This window comes from Filimonas effusa (assembly GCF_004118675.1).
In the GTDB taxonomy this organism is placed as follows: domain Bacteria; phylum Bacteroidota; class Bacteroidia; order Chitinophagales; family Chitinophagaceae; genus Filimonas; species Filimonas effusa.
This window is the reverse complement of record NZ_SDHZ01000001.1, coordinates 1,425,710-1,445,932: the sequence shown is the minus strand read 5'-3', so window position 1 is coordinate 1,445,932 and position 20,223 is coordinate 1,425,710. Positions and strand designations below refer to the sequence as shown.

Annotated in this window: 12 protein-coding genes; 7 read left to right on the top strand and 5 right to left on the bottom strand. The window is 46.9% G+C overall.

Features of this window, described 5'->3' with window-relative positions:
- Positions 1-166 precede the first annotated feature (166 nt).
- The 6 genes from ESB13_RS05275 (at position 167) to ESB13_RS05250 (ending at position 13,399) form a co-directional block, all read left to right on the top strand.
- Positions 167-4,084 carry a hybrid sensor histidine kinase/response regulator transcription factor gene (locus tag ESB13_RS05275; protein WP_164974100.1) on the top strand — a complete coding sequence of 1,306 codons (3,918 nt, stop codon included), beginning with the start codon at positions 167-169 and terminating at the stop codon, positions 4,082-4,084.
- A 125-nt stretch (positions 4,085-4,209) separates the two neighbouring features.
- Positions 4,210-7,137: a SusC/RagA family TonB-linked outer membrane protein gene (locus tag ESB13_RS05270; protein ID WP_220399552.1), complete on the top strand. Its 2,928-nt coding sequence runs from the start codon at positions 4,210-4,212 to the stop codon at positions 7,135-7,137.
- 42 nt (positions 7,138-7,179) lie between these two features.
- Positions 7,180-8,832 carry a RagB/SusD family nutrient uptake outer membrane protein gene (locus tag ESB13_RS05265; RefSeq protein WP_129001968.1) on the top strand — a complete coding sequence of 551 codons (1,653 nt, stop codon included), beginning with the start codon at positions 7,180-7,182 and terminating at the stop codon, positions 8,830-8,832.
- Positions 8,833-8,874: 42 nt separating this feature from the next.
- The gene (locus ESB13_RS05260) at positions 8,875-9,951 is read left to right on the top strand and encodes an endo-1,4-beta-xylanase (protein ID WP_164974099.1); all 1,077 of its coding nucleotides are present in this window, start codon (positions 8,875-8,877) and stop codon (positions 9,949-9,951) included.
- Positions 9,952-10,109: 158 nt separating this feature from the next.
- Complete coding sequence (locus tag ESB13_RS05255) at positions 10,110-11,531, top strand: hypothetical protein (protein ID WP_181955286.1); 1,422 nt, start codon at positions 10,110-10,112, stop codon at positions 11,529-11,531.
- A 53-nt stretch (positions 11,532-11,584) separates the two neighbouring features.
- Positions 11,585-13,399: a glycoside hydrolase family 2 protein gene (locus ESB13_RS05250; protein WP_129001965.1), complete on the top strand. Its 1,815-nt coding sequence runs from the start codon at positions 11,585-11,587 to the stop codon at positions 13,397-13,399.
- Positions 13,400-14,032: 633 nt separating this feature from the next.
- Here ESB13_RS05250 and bioA read toward each other — a convergent pair.
- Genes bioA through ESB13_RS05225 form a run of 5 tightly spaced genes read right to left on the bottom strand, consistent with a single transcriptional unit; the run spans position 14,033 to position 18,657 of the window.
- Positions 14,033-15,304, bottom strand: a complete 1,272-nt coding sequence (gene bioA / locus ESB13_RS05245; RefSeq protein WP_129001964.1) for an adenosylmethionine--8-amino-7-oxononanoate transaminase — start codon at positions 15,302-15,304, stop codon at positions 14,033-14,035.
- Complete coding sequence (gene bioB, locus ESB13_RS05240; RefSeq protein WP_129001963.1) at positions 15,286-16,284, bottom strand: biotin synthase BioB; 999 nt, start codon at positions 16,282-16,284, stop codon at positions 15,286-15,288. The genes bioA and bioB overlap by 19 nt, the downstream gene beginning before the upstream one ends.
- A 4-nt stretch (positions 16,285-16,288) precedes the next feature.
- Positions 16,289-16,909 (bottom strand): dethiobiotin synthase, encoded by a 621-nt coding sequence (bioD, locus tag ESB13_RS05235; protein WP_129001962.1) that lies wholly within the window; start codon positions 16,907-16,909, stop codon positions 16,289-16,291.
- A 28-nt stretch (positions 16,910-16,937) separates the two neighbouring features.
- The gene (locus ESB13_RS05230) at positions 16,938-18,047 is read right to left on the bottom strand and encodes an aminotransferase class I/II-fold pyridoxal phosphate-dependent enzyme (RefSeq protein ID WP_129001961.1); all 1,110 of its coding nucleotides are present in this window, start codon (positions 18,045-18,047) and stop codon (positions 16,938-16,940) included.
- The gene (locus ESB13_RS05225; protein ID WP_129001960.1) at positions 18,040-18,657 is read right to left on the bottom strand and encodes a hypothetical protein; all 618 of its coding nucleotides are present in this window, start codon (positions 18,655-18,657) and stop codon (positions 18,040-18,042) included. The genes ESB13_RS05230 and ESB13_RS05225 overlap by 8 nt, the downstream gene beginning before the upstream one ends.
- A gap of 64 nt (positions 18,658-18,721) precedes the next feature.
- Between ESB13_RS05225 and ESB13_RS05220 the strand changes: the two genes are divergently transcribed.
- Complete coding sequence (locus ESB13_RS05220; RefSeq protein WP_129001959.1) at positions 18,722-20,209, top strand: aminotransferase-like domain-containing protein; 1,488 nt, start codon at positions 18,722-18,724, stop codon at positions 20,207-20,209.
- Positions 20,210-20,223: the final 14 nt, after the last annotated feature.

Genomic DNA, 20,223 nt, shown 5'->3' with positions numbered 1-20,223 from the left:
GCCAAAGCCCGGTATTGTTTTATATACCGGGCTTTTTGTCCGATCCGTCTTATAATAGAGGTGCATAACCGGGAATTGCTATAATTTCACTAGCTTAGAAACTTTATACATCCATCCGGAACCAAAGCTATCCTGTATATAAATGCAGGAGGTGTTGTTATATATTATGCTTGCAGTATCTCAGTTAATAAGAACCATATCCTTTATCACTATCTGGCTTTTCTGTGCAGTTCCGCTTCTGGCACAGCGTATTACGCATCTCGGCGGTGATCAGGGCATCAATGGTCGCCAGGTCTTTAATATCGTTCAGGATAAAAAGAAATTTGTCTGGATCTCAACGCGCTTCGGGGTTGACCGTTTCGACGGACTCAATATCAAGAACTACCCCATGAACATCCTCTTTAACGGCAAAACCCCCATCCGCACCATTAAAGTAGGCCTCGACCGCGATTCCGCGCTATGGGCATATACCGATAGAGGCACTGTCTATAAATACGACGCACGGCGCGATGAATTCATTTGCTTTAAAGACCTTGACACCTACCTCCGCTCACTTTGCTTCGATGCAGGCAACGGCATCTGGGCGATAACAGGTAAAGGGGTAGAACACCTGGTTGGCAACAAATTGCAGCTGCAAACCGCCCTCCAGTTGTCAAAAGGACGATATCGCGCAGTTTCCTACCTCGATAAAGAACACTTATTGCTCGTCAGCGATTTTGCGATCTATAAATACAATATCAAAACCGCCACGCGTCAGCCTGTCATCAAAAACGAACTCCTTGAAAAAGAAGGCTTGAGTATCGAAACCTGTCTCTTCGATCCCTATTCAAACAGGCTTTGGGTCGGAACTTCCAATAAAGGCCTCTTCGTTTACGATATAGCCGCAGGTACGCTCCGCGCTACAGGCGAACAAAGACTTTGGTTTCATCCGGTACTGTCTTTAGCCTCCTTCAATAGTGAACGCCTCCTCGTGGGTACCGACGGGTTGGGCGCTTATCTTCTTGATACAAAGACGTTTGCCGTAGAAAAGTTTTATAACCAGCTGAACGACACTAAAAACCGTATCAACGGCAATGTCGTTTACGATATCTATAAAGACGCCGGTGGAAAGGTCTGGTTATCTACATTTACCGACGGCTTGAATATCCTGGACTTCTCCGATCAGGGATTCCACGTCATACAGGAAAATAATGAACAGCCGAATTCCCTCACCAATAGCATCGTCTGCGACCTGCTCGAAGATACCGACGGTAAGCTCTGGCTGGCCACTAATAACGATCTTTCCTTTTGGAATAAGAACGCAAACAAATGGCAGCGCGTCCTCAACGAAAAAAATGTGCTCACCCTCTTCGAAGACTCCCGGAAACATATCTGGGTAGGCACCTATTCTTCAGGTGTTTACGAGATCAGTAAGCAGGGAGCAATCATCAATCATTATATTGTTCAGCCCGGAAATGAGAATTCTATTGGAACCAACTTCATTTACGCCATTTGTGAAGACGCAGAAGGAAACATGTGGTTCGGCGGAAGAAGGGGAGCGGTTTCCAGGCTTTCTTTATCCAACAACACCTTTTTAAAAGTGCCGGTAGAACAGGTGAACCATATGATGAATCGTCGCCCGAATACCATCCTGGTTTCTACAGAGTTAGGTGTCCATGAAATAAATACCCAAACCGGAAAAAGCAAGGAATGTCTCTTTAATAAAAATCTCAAAAGCAGGTACATCAGTGACATGTATCTCGAATCCGATTCCATTATCTGGCTGGCATCCTATGGCAACGGGCTCGATAGGTGTAACCTGCTTAACGGAACTGTTACAACCTTTACCCAGGAAAACGGCCTCCCTTCCGATATTATCTACGCCATAGAAAGAGACGATAACAATAACCTTTGGCTTAGCTCCGAGAATGGCATAGGTTGCTTCAATCTGTCCACGCATAAAGTCAGCAACTTCTCGATAGCCGATGGTATCTCCGGTAATAGGTTTCGCCAGTGCTCCAAAGCAAAAAGTATCAGAGGCGATATCTACTTTGGCTCATACAGCGGCGTAACCTATTTTAATCCCAGGGAAGTAAAGAAACGCGCTAACGAAGCCCACCTGTCATTGCAGGGACTGCGCTTGTTTAATAAAATGGTTAAACCCGGCGACAAGGATGCGCCGCTCAAACAATCGCTGGACAGCACTAGCGCCATTACACTCAATTACCAGCAACATTCGTTTTCAATCGACTTTGTAGCCATCGACTATTCGTTGGGAAAAGCCCGGCGCTATGTCTGGATGTTGGAAAACATGGATAAAAACTGGGTAGGCCCTACCACCGAACATATTGCCAATTACACCAACCTTAGCCCCAACGACTATGTCTTCAAAGTAAAATACCTCGACGACAGCAATAATGTAATTGACGAAAGGGAAATTAAGATCACCGTTACCCCTCCGTTTTGGAAAACTGCCTGGGCACGCATCATCTTACTGGTGATACTATTGATAGCAGCTTGGTTTATATATAAATATGCACAGCAAAAGCTCGAAGAAAAGCAAACGGAAGAAAAGATCCGGTTCTTTATCAACACAGCTCACGACATTCGCACACCGCTCACGCTTATCGGTGCGCCCATCTATGAACTGAAAGAACAGCTCAAATCTTCTCCGCAGAACAACTACCTGATGTCCCTGGTCACCGACAATCTCGACAGGCTAAACAAAATGTTCTCCCAGCTCCTCGACTTCCAGAAAGCTTATGAAGCCAAAGACCAGCTGGTGATCAAAAAACAGGACCTCAGACGTTACCTATCCAACAAACTGATCTACTGGCAGTCTGCTGCGGCATCAAAAGGCTTATCCCTTGAAATGCTGCTGCCCGACGAAGAGCTCATTGAATGGTTCGACCTTGAAAAAATGGATAAGATCCTCGACAACCTCATGTCTAACGCCACGAAATATACGCCGGCAGGAGGAAAGATCACCATAACACTCTCTGCCGACAAAAACTCCTGGCAGCTGAAAATAGCCGATACCGGCATCGGCATCTCCAAACAGGATCGTAAAAACCTGTTCAAACGCTTTTACCGCGCCGGTAACGCCATTAATAAACAAATAACAGGCTCCGGCCTGGGTTTAATGCTGGTAGAAAAGTATGTCGCCCTTCACAATGGCAGTATCGAGGTCAGCAGCGCCGAAAACCAGGGAACTGAATTCTGTATGCAGTTTAAACGCGGAAACAAACACTTCCACGATACAGTAGTGCTCGATGACCACAACCTGCCGGTACTCGGTGAAAAAGAACTGCAGGAAGAACATACCCTCACCGGTTCGCTGAAAATGAAACTGCTCGTAGTCGAAGACAACGAAGATCTCAGATCTTTCCTGAAACTGTCATTGGGACATTATTATACGGTCTACACCGCCGAAAATGGCCGCGACGCCTGGGATAACATGCTCAAAATAAACCCGGATATCATCGTTTCCGATTTGCATATGCCCGAAATGGACGGTTTCCAGCTTTGCGAAAAGGTAAAAAGCACTTTTGAAACCTCCCACATCCCGGTTATCCTCCTTACCGTTGCCAGCGACAAGCAATTTGTTGAAAAAGGATTGCACCTGGGAGCCGACGACTATATCGGCAAACCGTTCGACGCCGGCTACCTCCGTTTGAAGATCGACGCCATCATCCAGAATAGAAAACTGCTCCGCCAGAAATTCCTTGCCGCCGGCAGCAAAGAACAACCCGAAACCACCACCTCGGGAAACGAACTTAACGATGGTTTCCTCGAAAACGCCACCGCCGTGGTGGAGAAAAACATGGCAAACCCGGCTTTCTCAGTCAACGACTTTGCCCGCGAACTGGCCTTGAGCCGTACCCTCCTGTACACAAAATGTAACGCAATAACAGGCTTTTCGCCAAATGACTTCATCAAGATCGTCCGCATGAAAAAAGCCATTACCTGCTTCCAGGAGAAAAAATACTCCATTAATGAGGTGGCCCTGATGGTTGGTTTCGACGAGCCGGCTTACTTCAGCACCTGCTTCAGGAAAATCTATGGTAAGTCGCCTAAAAAGTTCATTGAAGAGGATCTTTCATGATAAAATACCCCTAAAATCGTACAAAATCAGCGTTTCTGTACGATTTTATAAGTCTCCCGAACGGGATTATAAGCCCCTAACCCCACTACTGAACTTACTTTGTCCGTACAAAAAGTTGTTTTGCCATGCGAATAAAAAAACTATTGCTGCTCTTATGGCTACTGTCTTCTCTTGTAGTAACTGCACAAACAGGAAAAACGGTCTCCGGTAAGGTCACCGACGAAACAGGCGCCCCACTTCTTGGGGTAAGTGTTACGCTTTCAGGCCGCACTACAGGTACAGCCACAAATGCGGAAGGACGTTTCAGAATTGCTGTTCCGTCCGATACCGCCCAAATCACATTCTCTTATACAGGCATGCTCGACCAAACTTTCCGGGTCGGCACTAAAAACGTAATCGATGTCGTAATGACCCGCGCCGACAAGGTCCTCGACCAGGTGGTTGTCGTTGGTTACGGTACCCAAAAGCGGCGGGATGTTACCGGTGCGGTTGTCTCCATTAAGCCGGCCGACCTCGAAAACATGCCTAACGTAAACATTGTCCAGTCGCTTCAGGGTAAACTGCCCGGCCTTACAATCGTAAATACCGGAACCAGTGCCGAGGGTAGCACCAAAATGAGGGTCCGCGCCCAGAATTCTATCAGCGCCGACGCCGGCCCATTGATTGTGCTCGACGGTATTCAGTACGAAGGGTTTCTCTCCGAGATCAACCCCAACGACATTGAATCTATCGAGGTCCTCAAAGACGCTTCCTCCGCTGCCATCTACGGTGCCCGCGCTGCCGGGGGGGTATTGCTCGTAACAACAAAAAGGGGAGTAGCGGGTAAAACCACCATCAATATCAACTCCACTATCGGTATCAGCAACATCATTAACCGCCCCGATATGATGGATGCCACCCAGTTCTATAATTTCAAGGAAGCCCGCCTTGGCGCCAGCTCCTATGAAAAAGAACAGTTTGAAAAAGGCGTCAATACCGATTGGCTCAGCCACGCCATGCAAACAGGTATCATGCAGGAATATGGCGTAGCCGTATCCGGTGGCGCCGAAAAAACAAGATATTATATCTCCGGCAACGTGAACAGAACAAAAGGTGTCGCTAAAAACGACCAGTTCAACAGGTACACCTTCCGTGTGAATATGGAATCCGATATCACCAGCTGGCTGAAATACGGAACCAACACGGTCCTCGGTTACCACGATCGTCCCGGTGTTCAGGCAAATATTAGCAATGCCACCCGTATGAACCCGCTGCTCGAACCTTACGATGCCAACGGTAACATCAAACTGCAGCCAAACCCCGATGACATGGGCGTAACAAACCCCTTGGAAGGCCTCAATACAACTAAGGAAGACGTTGCCAGAAGTATTAATACAACCAACTACTTCCACATCAAATTCCCTTTTATCAAAGGTTTGTCCCTCAAAACCATCGCGGGCTACAATTACCGTAACAGGCTTATCGAAACTTATGAAGCCTCAACGGCTACGCTCGAAGGTCAATCTAAAAAAGGTGTGGCAATTGTCAACAACCAATACAAACAAGACTGGTCGCTGGAAAATATCTTTAACTACAACCGCAAATTTGGTTTACATAACCTCGATCTTACTTATGTATACACTGCACGTGAAGCAACCACCAAATACCACGATAACACAGGGGTGGGCTTCCTCGGCGATTACATGTCCTACTATCAGTTCAGGCTCGCAACCTCACTTACACCAAGTGATACATACGAGAAACAAACACAACTCTCACAACTGGGACGTGTGAACTATAACTTCAATAGCAAGTACCTGTTTACGTTCTCTGTGCGTCGCGATGGCTTCTCTGCCTTTGGCGCCAATAATAAATATGGTGTTTTCCCATCCGTAGCATTAGGCTGGAACATGGAACGTGAATCTTTCATGCAGGCCACTTCGGCATGGCTTACCCGTTCTAAGCTCAGGCTTTCTTATGGCGAAAATGGTAACCAGGCAATCGCAGCTTACGCTACCATGCCTACCATGTCTACCGATTATTACCTGAATAACGATAAAACAACGCTCGTAGGCTTTTATCCAAATAAACTCGCCGATCCTTCTCTTGGATGGGAAACAACACGCCAGATCAACATTGGCTGGGACTTCTCCATGTTCAACAGCCGTATCACCGGTTCTATTGATTATTTCGCAGCCAATACTTTCGACCTGCTCCTGAACAAGAATATCCCCCAGATCAATGGCGTTGGCTCTATTCGTCAGAACACTGGTAAAACAAAAAGTAGTGGTATAGAAGTAGCCCTGTCAACTATTAACATTCAGAAGAAACGCTTCTCATGGCGCACAGATGTCAACTTCGCACGCAACAGAAATAGTATTGTGAATGTTGGCCTTTTCGGAGCAAACGGTAATGCCCTCGATAACCTCGGTAACAGGTGGTTTATCGGCAAACCTATTAACGTAGTTTATGCCTATACTTTCGATGGCATCTGGCAGGAAAAAGACAATATCTTAGGCTCTCACATGCCCGAAGCACGCCCCGGCGACGTAAGAATCAAAGACATCAATAACGACGGTAAGATCACTACAGCCGATATGTCTGTGATCGGCTACGCCGATCCCCGCTTTACGGTAGGTTTAATGAACACATTCACCTACGGCAACTGGTCTATGAGTTTCTTCATCAACGCAGTAAAAGGTGTAACGCGTTACACCGAATACATGAACACTTTCTTCGACGGTAAAACAAACATCAGGCAAAGAGAATGGTGGACGCCGGAAAATGCATTGAGTGGCTACCCTGCAAACAGGGACGACTCCAACCCTTATGGCCTTAACTATTTCGGAAAACCCAACGATGCCTCTTATATCCGTCTTAATGATGTCTCTGTTAGCTACAGGCTGCCACAAAGCCTGCTCAACAAGGCTAAGATCAGCAGGGTAGAAGTATTCGGCAACGTGAAGAATGTTCTCACGCTTACCAACTTTATAGGCCTCGACCCCGAATTCACTTCCGATTATGGTATTCCCCAGGTAAGGGCATTCTTGTTCGGATGCAGGGTGGGACTTTAATACAATCAGGTACTATCTATTGTAAAGAAAAAAGAATTACTGATGAAAAAATTAATATATGCAGCCGCGTTCACTATTGCTGGTTTTATGTTCACCGGCTGCTCTAAAAGCTTTCTCGACGAAAAGGCAAAAGATGAAACTTATGCCGATAACCTTTTTACCGACTATAACGGCTTCCTGTCTGCTAAGTATGCGTTACTGAACTTTCCCCGTCAGGAACGCAGAGAACCCATCCAGTCGGCAGAACTGGGCATTATATGGAAAATAGGTACCGATGTGGCCTGGGCCAATACTGAGTTGTCATGGACACGTGGCCTCAACCGTTATACAGTTGCCGATCTAACTCCCATGATGCAGTTCCTGAACGGCGACGTTAGCGCTTCAGACAGACCCGGTATCTTCCTTATTTTATACAGGTGTATCAGCTCTGCCAACCTCATGATTTCCCGTGCAGAGCGCCCCGAAGTAAACTGGCTTGGCGGTAGCCCGGCAGCAGATGAAGCCCGCAAAAATGAGATCATTGCACATGCGAAATTAATAAGGGCATGGGCTTACCGCCACCTGGTAATGACTTTCGGACCCGTTCCTAAAAACACTACCGAAATCACCGGTGAAACATACAGGGACGACTGGGAAAGAAGCTCCGTTCCTGAAATACAACAACTGATCGAGGAAGACTTGCTGTTTGCCGAACAATGGTTGCCCAACAATTCTCAGGATGTAACACGCTTATCAAAAGCCATTGCACAACATTACCTCGCAGAACTGTACCTCTGGGAAAACAAGCCGGCCGAGGCCGAAGCCAAAGCCCGCGCTGTTGTAAACAATCCTAACTACAGGCTCATCACTGCACGTTACGGTGTTAAGGCAAGCCAGGCAGGATGTGCTTTTATGGATCAGTTCTACAACGGTAATATCTTGCCCAGCCAGGGCAATACCGAAGCCCTGTGGGTATTCCCTAATTCCGAAGTGAACAACCAGTTGGGACAATATTCCAACACCTTACGCCGTACATGGGTTTCTGCATATAATAACCTGAACATCGCTTATTCTCCCGAATATGGCGGAAGGGGTATTGGCCGCGCAGGTATCACCGCCTGGGTATTCTCCATCTACGAGCCACAGGACGATCGCTTTAGCGAATACGCCATCAGGAAAAAATATATTACCCGTACAGGCGCTACAGTGACCTGCGATATGGGTAAAGCACAAATGACCACCAATAACCATAAATGGGCCAGCACGCGTAAATGGGACTGGACTTTCGCCGACCCCGCACGTTATGGTGAAAACTACTCCTATGCCGATCAGGCTTACCTCCGCCTTTCCGATACTTATCTGTTACTGGCAGAGGCGCTGTTTAAACAAGGTAAAAATAGCACCGCCGACGGCGCCGCCTTCTACATCAATAAAGTAAGAGAACGCGCGCATGCCACGCCTGTTTCCGCTGCAGATGTAACGCTCGACTACATCCTCGACGAAAGGGCGAGGGAACTGGTAACAGAAGAAAACCGCCGCGAAACATTGGTGCGCACCGGCAAACTTGTTGAACGTACCCGTAAATACAATCACATCGCATCTGGCGAGCGTGATGGTGTGGCAGGTATTCAGGACTTCCACGTGTTATTACCTTTCCCCCAGATTGTGATCGACGCCAACGTAGGAAATGTCCTCGATCAAAACCAGGGATATTAATTAAATAACGCTGCCATTTTATTAATGCCAAACGCTGAAAAAATGAAAATAACGAATATGCATGCCATCATAATATTACTGTATGCGCTTACATTGGGCGCATGCAGTAAACAGGCTAACTTTGATTCCGATAACAGCAAGCAAACATATCAGAAAGCAGATCTTCAAACCCTGCGCCAGGCGCCTTTTCCCATAGGAGCTGCCGTAGTGCCGTCAACGCTTAAGAGCAACGCAAATTACCGTAACATAGTAACTACGGAAATGAGTAGTATCTCAGGCGAAAATGCCATGAAAATGAATTCGATCAGCCGCGGCAGAAAATCTTATTTCTGGGACGATGCCGATTACCTGGTGAACTTCGCTGCAGAAAATAAACTGCGTGTTCATGGTCATACGCTCATCTGGTATAAACATACGCCCACATGGGTGGCCAGTTTCTCCGGCACCAAAGATGACTGGAAAACAATCCTGAAAGAATACATCCAGGATGTGGTAGGACGCTACAAAGGAAAAGTTGCTTCATGGGATGTCGTGAACGAGATCATCAACGACGATGGCTCCCTGCGCGATTGTATCTGGCTGCAGAAAATAGGGCCGGAATACATCGAACTGTCCTTCCGCTATGCGCATGAAGCCGATCCGGCGGCGCTTCTCTTCTATAACGATTACGGTCAGGAATGGAGCCACGCACGCAGGAAAGCAGCTTATCATCTTGCCGATAGCCTGGTAAAGAACAATGTTCCTATTCATGGCCTCGGCCTGCAAATGCATACGAACGTAGCACGCTCCGTTAACGACATCAGGTATGCCATCACAGCAGCGGCTGTTACCGGCCTTAAAGTTCACGTCTCTGAACTCGATGTGGCGGTTAACCCCGATAAAAAGCTGACTGCTTTCAACGAAACAGTGGCACAGCAACAGAAAGAACGTTATCGCGCTGCGGCTAAAGCAATGCTCGATATACCGGAAAATCAGCGCTTCGGCATTACCATGTGGGGAGTACATGATCCCAGTTCTTGGCTGAGCCCTAATCCCGATTGGGCGCTGCCTTTTAATAATCTGTTTGAAAAGAAACCCGCTTACGATGGCTTGTTAGAAGGCCTCTATCAGGGTAAATAATAAATCAGGAGTTATAATTGCCTGTTTGGTGATCCGCTTTCTTCCTGGATCTGTACTGCAACAGCACAGATCCGGGAAGAGTAGGGGAACCCTTGCCTGGCGCTACAGGTAAGGAGAGTACGTCCGGTGTTGTTTGATCTAAAGCCGATATCTTGAAAATGAAGTACATTGTATCAATCCCCGCCGCATTACTGGCCATCTGTCTGGCCGGATGTAAAGCACAGTATGGAGGAAAACTATTCATAGAATCCAGGAAAGACAATAAGGATTCTGTCTGGTCAAAGTATGAGGCAAATACTGTGAATACCTTACCTGGCTTTACACAGCGGAAGGAACCACCAACCTCCGGATATGGTGGATGGAAAGACTGGAGAGCTAAAGCCACAGGCTTCTTCAGAACAGAGAAAGTAAAAGACCGGTGGTGGATTATAGATCCCGATGGTTATCCTTATATTCATAAAGCTGTTGTGGCATTTAATCCCGGCAAATCGGAAAAACAGAAACAAACCTTTCAGCATAAATTCGGAACGCTCGATTCCTGGGTGCAGCAGTCCTCTGATATGCTGAAAGGTTATGGTTTTAACGGCGCCGGGGCATGGACCAATGTAGACCTGCTGCGCCAGCAAAAACAACCTCTGGTTTACACACTCATCATTTCTCCTATGGGCGCATATCATAAAGATCATCTGAAGAAATTCGGAGGCAAATATGAAGAAGCCGGGTGGCAGGGCTATCGTTACGATCTGGCGATGGTCTTCGATAAAGAATTCGATAACTATATCGTAGAAGCGGTTAAACCGATAGCAAAATATAAGAACGATAAATACCTGCTGGGATACTTCACCGACAACGAATTGCCCTGGGTGTTCGATGCGCTCGACCGCCACCTCACAAAATTGGGTAAAACAGAACAGGGCTATATCGCCGCCGAAAAATGGTTGAAACAGCGCAAAGGAAATAACGCTACAGTAAACGATATCACCGATGAAGACAGGGCTGCTTTCACCGCTTTTTATTTCGATACATACATGAAAAAAGTGGTTACAGCGCTGCGGAAAGCCGATCCTAATCATCTTTACCTGGGATGCCGTTTTAACCAGGATAAAGAACGACAGGAACTAAGTAATCCCGAGATCTTTAAAGTAGCAGGTAGGTATATGGATATCATCTCTGTAAATCATTACCGCAAATGGGAACCCGATCAGCAGATCTTCGATAACTGGGCGGCATGGTCCGGCAAACCGGTAATTATCACGGAATGGTACACCAAAGCCGTGGATTCCGGGCTGCCTAACAATACCGGTGCAGGATGGCTGGTACATTCTCAGAAAGATCGTGGCATATTTTATCAGAATTTTACGCTCGGATTGCTGCGTAACAAAAACTGCGTGGGATGGCACTGGTTCAAATATATGGATAACGATCCGGAAGATAAAACGACCGATCCCTCGAACAGGGACTCCAATAAAGGCGTTGTCGACAGGTACTTTAGCCCCTACACTCCGTTGTTGGAACAAATGAAGATCGTTAATACAAACACCTATAATCTGATCAGCTACTTCGATAAAACACAGCAATAAGAAGCTGTCACGCAAATAGAATAGATAAGTTTTAAAAGCTAAAAATGATTGATATGGCACTTTCAAAGAGAATACTGACGCTAATCCTTACCTTCCTGTTATCCGGCAGCCTGCTGGCCAAAGAAATTCCATTGGTAGCTAACATTTATGCACGCCAGCATATGACCCTGAACGGTAAATGGAACTATATCGTAGACCCGCTCGAGAACGGCTACTACGACTATCGGCTGCAACCCCATACAAAAGGCGGTTTCTTTGAAAATAAAAAACCTAAATCGCCATCCGACCTGGTGGAATATAGCTTCGACGCTTCTCCTGTAATGGATATCCCCGGCGACTGGAATATGCAAAATCCACAACTGTTCTTCTATGAAGGAACGGTTTGGTTTAAAAAGGACTTCCAGTTTAAAAAACAATCCGGCACAAAAAATATTCTTTATTTCGGCGCTGTTAACTACGACGCCAAAGTATATGTGAACGGCGAATTGGTAGGTGCGCACGTGGGCGGTTATACTCCCTTTAACTTCGACATCACCGATGTCCTGAATGACGGCGAAAATTTCGTGGTGGTGAAAGTCGATAACAAACGGGGAAAAGACTTTGTTCCCACGCAAAACTTCGACTGGTGGAACTATGGAGGCATCACTCGCGATGTATTATTGGCAAGTGTTCCCGATACTTTTGTAGAGGATTACACGGTGCAACTGAAGAAAGGTAGCGCAAACACTATCCCTGGTTGGATCAAGCTTAATACGGCAACAGCCGCTCAGTCAGTAACTGTTGAAATCCCCGAGCTCAAAGTAAAGCAAACGCTTACTACTAATGCCGAAGGCAAAGCCAGTTTCGAATTAACCGCCAATCCCATACTTTGGTCTCCCGAAAATCCGAAATTATATGAGGTGGTGATAACTGCGAAAGGCGAAGTAATAAAGGATAACATTGGCTTCCGTAATATCGAAACTAAAGGCAGGGAAATTCTCCTGAACGGAAAGAAGATCTTCCTGCGTGGTGTGAGTATTCATGAAGAAGCGCCATATGCACGTGGCCGCGCACACTCCGTAGAGGACGCAACAACTTTGCTTACATGGGCAAAACAAATGGGATGTAACTACGTTCGGCTGGCGCACTATCCGCATAGCGAGAATATGGTCCGCCAGGCTGAAAAAATGGGTATCATGGTTTGGTCGGAGATTCCTGTTTACTGGACTATTTCCTGGGAAAACGAAGCTACCTACGCCAATGCACAGCAACAACTGCACGATATGATCCGGCGCGATAAAAACCGTAGTGCTGTCATCATCTGGTCTATCGCCAATGAAACGCCGCATAGCGAACCACGCGACCGCTTCCTGGGCAAACTGGCCACTTATGCACGTAAACAGGATGATACCAGGCTTATCAGCATGGCTATGGAAGTTACAAAAGACGCCAACAACCTGAACCGCCTCGAAGATAACATGAACACTTTTGTCGACGTTATCAGCTTTAACCAATACATCGGCTGGTACCGTGCTTCCAACGAAGATGCAAGAAAAATGAAATGGGAGGTACCTTATAACAAACCCGTTATCATCAGCGAATTTGGCGGTGAAGCCCTGCAGGGATTACATGGCGATAAAACTGCCAAATGGAACGAAGAGTACCAGGAAGAATTATACATCCGTAACCTCGAAATGCTGGAGAAAATAGATGGTTTATCAGGCCTGTCACCCTGGATCCTTGTCGACTTCAGGTCTCCCCGCCGCCAGCTTCCAAACATCCAGGACTTCTTTAACAGGAAAGGATTGATCTCCAGCTGGGGAATTAAGAAAAAGGCATTCTTTGTAATGCAGGATTATTATAATAAAAAAACAGAACAGTATAAATAACACAAATGAACCAGCCGTAAAGGCTTGCTCTCGCTGCTAATCCTGCTACCCCCAATACATACACAGAAACGAGGCCGTATCATAAATGCGATACGGCCTCGTTCTTTCGGCCCCCCCATGGAGAAGGATACCCGTTTAAGCAACTCTCGGCGGCTAATTTTACCTATGAAACCGCCCTCTTTTATTGGGAGCCTCAATGGAGCATATACTATTTTGCTAAAAAAAAGCTCATTTTTGAGAAAGCACCCTTAAAGCTTCTCTAAAGCATCTCAGAAGCTTCTTTAAAGCTTCTTTGAAAAAGATCTTTTTTTTAGCAAAAGATCTTTTGTAAAAAAAAACTGCTAACACTATTAGCAATGCATCGCTCGTCTCCTCTGCTATCTAATGTCTGCCTAAAGAACACATAGGCGATTAGTATTGCAGCGATGACACCCGTAAATAGGCGGGTATGCCGGCCCAGATGGAAGAACGGACCGTTTTGATGCCTGCGCTTCCAAAGTAGAGCGCTGCAATGTAAAAGAGGCCGTATCATAAGTGCGATACAGCCTCCTTTCATTCGGATCCCTGGCAGAGAAGCTCCCCGTTTAAGCAACTCTCGGCGGCTGATTTTATTTATGAGCCATCCTCTCTCGCTTATTGCGTGATGACTGTTTCAATAACCTCATAAACAAGATCCAGGTCTTCAGGACTGATGCAGTAGGGCGGTACAATATAAACTACACTCCCCAGCGGGCGCAGCAATACGCCATTAGAAAGGAATTGATGGTATAAACGCTGCTGGTCTTTGTAAAAATAACCCGTACCCTCGCTCTCCTTCGGCTCTAAAGCCACGATAGTGCCACATTGTCGGGTAACACCAATTCCTTGATGCTGCCGTATGCGCTCGATAAAATGAGCATGCTGCCGGCATATCCGGTGAATATTATCTTGTGTACTCTCGTTAACCAGTAGGTCGAGGCTGGCCAGTGCAGCCGCACAGGCCAATGGATTAGCCGTGAAAGAATGCCCGTGAAATAAGGTCTTGTAACGGTCGCTTGAATAGAACGCCTCATATAGCATTTCCGAACAACTGGTAACTCCCATAGCCATAGTACCTCCGGTTAACCCTTTCGAAAAGCACATGATATCAGGCTGCTCAGTTAAATGATTGGCGGCAAATAATTGACCCGTACGTCCAAATCCTGTAAAAACTTCATCCTGGATCAGTAATATTCCCTTTTGCCGGCAATAAAGCATAAGCTGGCTAAGTACATCGGCTTCATACATTAACATGCCGCCGGCTCCCTGCACCAGTGGCTCATAAATGAAACAGGCCACCGCTTCCGCGTAAACATCTATTACCTGTTTTATGGCTGCCAGGTTGGTGACAGAAGGTCTGTCGATAAATACCACCTCGAATAGCAGATCATTAAAAGGCACCGTCCACCGGCTGCGCCCGCTTACCGACATAGCCCCGAATGTATCACCATGATAAGCGTCTCTCAAAGCCAGCACCTTCAACTTCCTGGCGCCATTGTTAAAATGATACTGGATGCTCATTTTTAAGGCTACCTCTACAGCCGTAGACCCATTGTCGGAGTAAAATATTCTACGCTGGTTACCCGGTAACAATGACAATAGCCGCTCGGATAACTCTATTGCAGGCCTGTGGGTAAAACCCGCAAATATCACATGTTCAAGCGTATGTAGTTGTTTGGATACCTGGCTGGCAATATACGGATGCGCATGACCGTGCAGTGTTACCCACCACGATGAAATAGCATCTATATAACGTTTCCCCTGCTCGTCAAACAAATAGGTGCCCTCCCCGCGTACTATCGGTATAACAGGCGAGGCTGTTTTCATTTGCGTGTAAGGATGCCAGTTTACCCGCTCGTCCCTGGCTGCTAAACTGCTTGTTCGCATGATGTTTTTGTTTGGGCAACGGCTGCATTTAATCCCAGTCGCATAAACATTTCCATATCTTCCGATATAGCAGGATTAGGCGTAACCAAAAGTGTTTTCCGTTCGCCTGTAAAAATAGAATTGGCGCCGGCCATAAAGCACCATGCCTGCTCCGCTTCGGTCATTTCTATTCTCCCCGCACTTAACCTTACCATGGAGGCAGGCATGATGATACGTGCGGTGGCTATCATACGAACCATTTCCCATACGCTTACTTTAGGCTGCGCTTCCAGTGGTGTTCCTTTTACTCTTACCAGCGCATTCACGGGTACCGATTCGGGGTGCTCGGGCAGGGTAGCCAGCGTTAGCAGTAACGATATCCTGTCTTCGTCTGTTTCTCCTAATCCTATAATGCCGCCCGAACATACCGATAAACCTGCTTTTCGTACATTATCCAGCGTATTCATCCGTTGGTCGAATTGTCGGGTTGAAATGATTGCTTCATAGTACTCCGATGAAGTGTCCAGGTTATGATTATAGGCGTATAAACCTGCCTCACGAAGACGCTGCGCCTGCTCTTCTGTTAGCATGCCCAGCGTACAGCATACTTGTAATCCCATTTCATTCACTCCCTTTACCATCTCGAGTATGCGGTCAAAATCGCGGTTATCCCGTACTTCCCGCCAGGCAGCCGCCATGCAGAACCTTTGCGCCCCGGCATCTTTGGCCTGCCTGGCATGTGAAAGCACCGTTTCTGTAGGCAATAAGGCCTGCACCTTGATGTCGGTATGATAGCGCGCAGCCTGCCCGCAATAAGAACAGTCTTCCGGGCAACCACCCGTTTTTACAGATAACAGGGTGCTTACCTGTATCGAAGAAGCGTCATGCCACTGCCGGTGAACGGTTGCTGCCTGGAATACCAGTTCCAGTAAGGGCTGATGATAAATTGAACTTACTTCTTCTTTTGTCCAGTTTGTTCTGGGTTCATTTCTTTTTGTCATGATCTTAAAATAGGTGGAGTGTTTTTACGAGCTGCTGAATGGCTGCACGATCAATGTTTTCTATATCCGGTATCTCTAATACCTTGGTTCCCGGTGAGAGCTGAAGACTTATAACGCGTTTGGCATCTGCATCAAAACAACCGTTGAATATAAATAGCGGCATACAAATATGCCTCGCGCTAAGTAGCGCAATAGATAACAACGTATGATTAATGCATCCGAGATAATCACGCGCAACCAGCGCCACAGGAAGTTGCCATTGGCTTATGAGGTCAAGCATAAAATAATGGTCGTTTAAGGGAACCAGCAAGCCGCCTGCACCTTCTACAATAAGTGGACGATGGGTTGCCGGTAATTGCCATTCGCTTGGCTGTAGTTGTAAATTTTCTATACGGGCTGCCTTATGGGGAGATGCCGGCAGCGAAAGACGATAACGCTCCTCGTGAATAATACGGTCTTCACTCACCAGCGCTTGAACCCGCATACTGTCAGACCGATCCAGATCCCCGGCCTGCACAGGCTTCCAGTAATCAGCCTCAAACGCTTCCGTCAAAATAGCGGCGCAAATGGTTTTGCCTACACCAGTTCCTATGCCGCTTACAAATAGTTTTAAAGCTTCTTTCATCTTTTTATTGGCGTTAATAGGAGTAACCTTACAGGTAATGTTTTATGATACTGGTCAGCAGCGCTACTTCTCTTTCACTGTTAAAGGCATGCAGGCAAACGCGTATGCGTTCAGAACCCGCTTTAACAGATGGCGCTTTTACCAGGTAGGTCGCCATTCCTTCAGCGGCCAATGCTGTCTGTAATTCTTCCAGTTGTTGCAGTGAATAATGTTCTATTACCTGGATAGGACTGCCAGCCATAGACTTAGTTGTCAAAGCAGCGTTCCGGAATTGTTTAATTATTTCCTGTAAGCAGGCGCTGGCTGTTGTATTTTGCTTCAAATGATCATATCCCAGGCTTATACTCACTGCTGCCAGGTCGCCAGGTGCTGTGGTGTAAATAAAGGGAGCTGCATAGTTAACGAGGTAGTCTTTGGTGAGCTGTTGAGTTAATATAGCCGCTCCATGTAATCCCATTGCTTTACCGTAAGTAACTACAGTAGCAAGCACCCGGTTCTGCAATTGATGCTGAGTTGCCAGGCCATAACCCCAAACTCCGAAGGCATGCGCCTCATCTATGATCAATGCGGCTCCATAGCGCTCAGTAATTGAAACCAGTTCTTTTAATGGAGCAAAATCTCCTTCCATCGAATAAAGGCTTTCTACCGCTACGAGGCATTTCCCCTTGGCTTTCTTTAATAACGTTTCTAAATGGCAAAGATCATTATGCTGAAACTTCCATTTTTGCGCCATGGAAAGCATACAGCCATCGTGCACGGAACGGTGTATATATTCATCCACCAGTATAGTATCCCCGCGCTGAGCCAGGCTTGAAAACAACGACAGGTTTGCAGTATAACCCGAAGTAAAAAGCAGGGCGCTTTCAACGCCATGTTCACGGGCTATCGATGCCTCTGTCTCTGATGTTGCTCGGGAAGTGCCACTGATTAACCTCGATCCGGTACTGCCTGTTAATTGTGCCGGACACCTCTTAACGTTTTCCCATATCAACTGCTGAAATGCCGGGTCTCCCGCAAAACCCAGGTAATCATTCGAGAAAAAGTCAATGCGGCAATCGTTCGCCTTCAGTTTTCTCTGGTTACCCCGTTCAACCCGGTTAAGGAGCAATTGCGACATGAAGGTGAGATGTTCATGCATAGGAAGGGTGTTCTGTTTCCTGTGTCACAGCAAGCCACCATTCGGTAAACAACGCCTGTTCCAGTTGCTGCGCTATGGAGGCGTGTTGTTCCCATATGTCCGAAAACAAGCGTAACTGGGCCAGCATTTCTTCCAGGTGCCCTTCCTCTTCCAGGATAATCGATTTTACTGTCACCTTATGTCCGGCTTCACTAAGCACCTGCTGGTATTCCGGGTATAAAGCATCCGCACGAACTTCTATGGCATAGGTAACCAGCAGGTACGCTGCATCTTTAAGCAACTGACCGCTCAATCCTAATCTTTGTTTAAGATAACGGCACACCTGCACATCCAGTCGGTGTAAGTACCGCCGGGTGGCATAGGCGGCAAGCAGCTCCTGCGGCCGGTAGGTAGCACAAAGCTGGTCAGACAGCTTGCTTATCTGCTTTTTAAGGTAATAAGCATGGCGATGCTCCTCGGCGGCATGTTTTAGCTGCATAAGGCTCACTTCCTCCGTAGCCTCGCATGCCGAGATCTTTCGGGCGCCCGCATTTTCCATAAATGAAAGCGTGTTTAACCACCTGGCGTGCAGCTCGTCATCTCCAACGATTTTACTTAATAGGTCCTGCATCTCTCTTATTTTTAACCAAAACTATTATCTTGCCGGATCATGTAACTGTGCCAGTTTTTAGTTTATGGGTAGTCCGGTTGAAGTTCCTTACCTTAGTTTTATCCTCCTCGACAGGGAGTCGGCTACGGCTGTCTATATGCAGATAGCCCACCAGGTGATCAATGCCATTCAGCGGGGCTACCTCCCGAAAGCAACAAAATTGCCGGGATCCAGGGTATTGAGTGAGTTGTTGAAGGTCCACCGGAGAACAGTTGTTGCCGCCTACGAAGAACTGGAGGCACAGGGCTGGGTTCAATCACGTCCCAATCAGGGTACTTTTGTGGTAGGGGTAGAGGAAGGAAAAGCACAGCGCATTGCCTCTCCCGTTAAAGCCGCTTTAAATGGATATCCTGTGAAAACAGGCTTTAGCTTTAAACAATCCAACCTGCTTGATAACCCTTTTGAGCATGCTACCTGTGAATATGTCTTTAATGACGGCATCCCCGATATAAGACTTACGCAAACCGATTTGCTTTCACGTCTATACAGCTCAAACCTTAAGCGTAAAAGCAATTATCGTAAAATGGGGTATTACAACAGGGATGGAAGTGAGTTTTTGAAAGAAAATCTTTCTCACTACCTCAACCTGTCAAGAGGATTGCATATCTCGAAAAATAACCTGCTCATCACCCGCAGCACGGAAATGAGTGTTTATATCATCTCCGAGATCCTGCTCGAACCAGGCGATACGGTTGTGGTGGCCGATCTGAGCTATTTTTCTGTCAACATGATCTTTCAGAAAGCAGGCGCTAAGATCTGCTCCATCCCAATGGATGAGGAAGGCATCGATGTACAAGCCCTGGAACAGCTTTGCCGGCAGCAGCCCATACGTATGCTTTATCTTACGCCCCATCACCATTACCCCACTACCATAACGCTAAGTGCCGGACGGCGCATCGAAGTCCTTCGCTTGGCCTCACTATTCGGATTTATTGTGCTGGAAGATGATTACGATTTCGATTTTCGCTACGATAAAAAGCCGGTTTTGCCCATGGCAAGTGCCGATACCAGCGGCATGGTAGTATATGTTGGCGCCTTTGGAAAATCATTGGCGCCGGGATTTCGTACCGGCTTCATTGTGGCGCCCGAAAACCTGATGGCGGAAATGAGAAAATACCTGGGCATTATAGACAGGCAGGGCGATATTCTTGTCGAACAGGTGCTGGCAGAAATGATCCGCGAAGGAGAGATCCACAGGCATCTGAAAAAATCGGTCCTGGTATACAAGGAACGCCGCGACAATTTTGCACTCCTGCTGCAGGAACATTTTAGTGAACAGCTTTCTTTCAAATTACCCGCAGGAGGACTGGCTATATGGGCGCAATGGAAAGAACCGGTTAATTTACTGAAACTAAGCCAGGAATCAGCCCGAAAGGGATTATTCGTTCCTCGCACCTTACTTTACCAGCAGAAAAACCTTACCGCCATGCGATTGGGCTTTGGGCATCTCAATCAGGAGGAAATGACTAAAAGCATCCTGCTGCTAAAAAATTGTGTGGAAAGTCTTCGCTGACTCGTGGCTTCGCA

Coding starts and splice junctions, on each gene's coding strand:
- ESB13_RS05275 (WP_164974100.1), top strand. CDS start 167: ATGCTTGCAGTATCTCAGTTAATAAGAACCATATCCTTTATCACTATC.
- ESB13_RS05270 (WP_220399552.1), top strand. CDS start 4,210: ATGCGAATAAAAAAACTATTGCTGCTCTTATGGCTACTGTCTTCTCTT.
- ESB13_RS05265 (WP_129001968.1), top strand. CDS start 7,180: ATGAAAAAATTAATATATGCAGCCGCGTTCACTATTGCTGGTTTTATG.
- ESB13_RS05260 (WP_164974099.1), top strand. CDS start 8,875: ATGAAAATAACGAATATGCATGCCATCATAATATTACTGTATGCGCTT.
- ESB13_RS05255 (WP_181955286.1), top strand. CDS start 10,110: ATGAAGTACATTGTATCAATCCCCGCCGCATTACTGGCCATCTGTCTG.
- ESB13_RS05250 (WP_129001965.1), top strand. CDS start 11,585: ATGGCACTTTCAAAGAGAATACTGACGCTAATCCTTACCTTCCTGTTA.
- bioA (WP_129001964.1), bottom strand. CDS start 15,304: ATGCGAACAAGCAGTTTAGCAGCCAGGGACGAGCGGGTAAACTGGCAT.
- bioB (WP_129001963.1), bottom strand. CDS start 16,284: ATGACAAAAAGAAATGAACCCAGAACAAACTGGACAAAAGAAGAAGTA.
- bioD (WP_129001962.1), bottom strand. CDS start 16,909: ATGAAAGAAGCTTTAAAACTATTTGTAAGCGGCATAGGAACTGGTGTA.
- ESB13_RS05230 (WP_129001961.1), bottom strand. CDS start 18,047: ATGCATGAACATCTCACCTTCATGTCGCAATTGCTCCTTAACCGGGTT.
- ESB13_RS05225 (WP_129001960.1), bottom strand. CDS start 18,657: ATGCAGGACCTATTAAGTAAAATCGTTGGAGATGACGAGCTGCACGCC.
- ESB13_RS05220 (WP_129001959.1), top strand. CDS start 18,722: ATGGGTAGTCCGGTTGAAGTTCCTTACCTTAGTTTTATCCTCCTCGAC.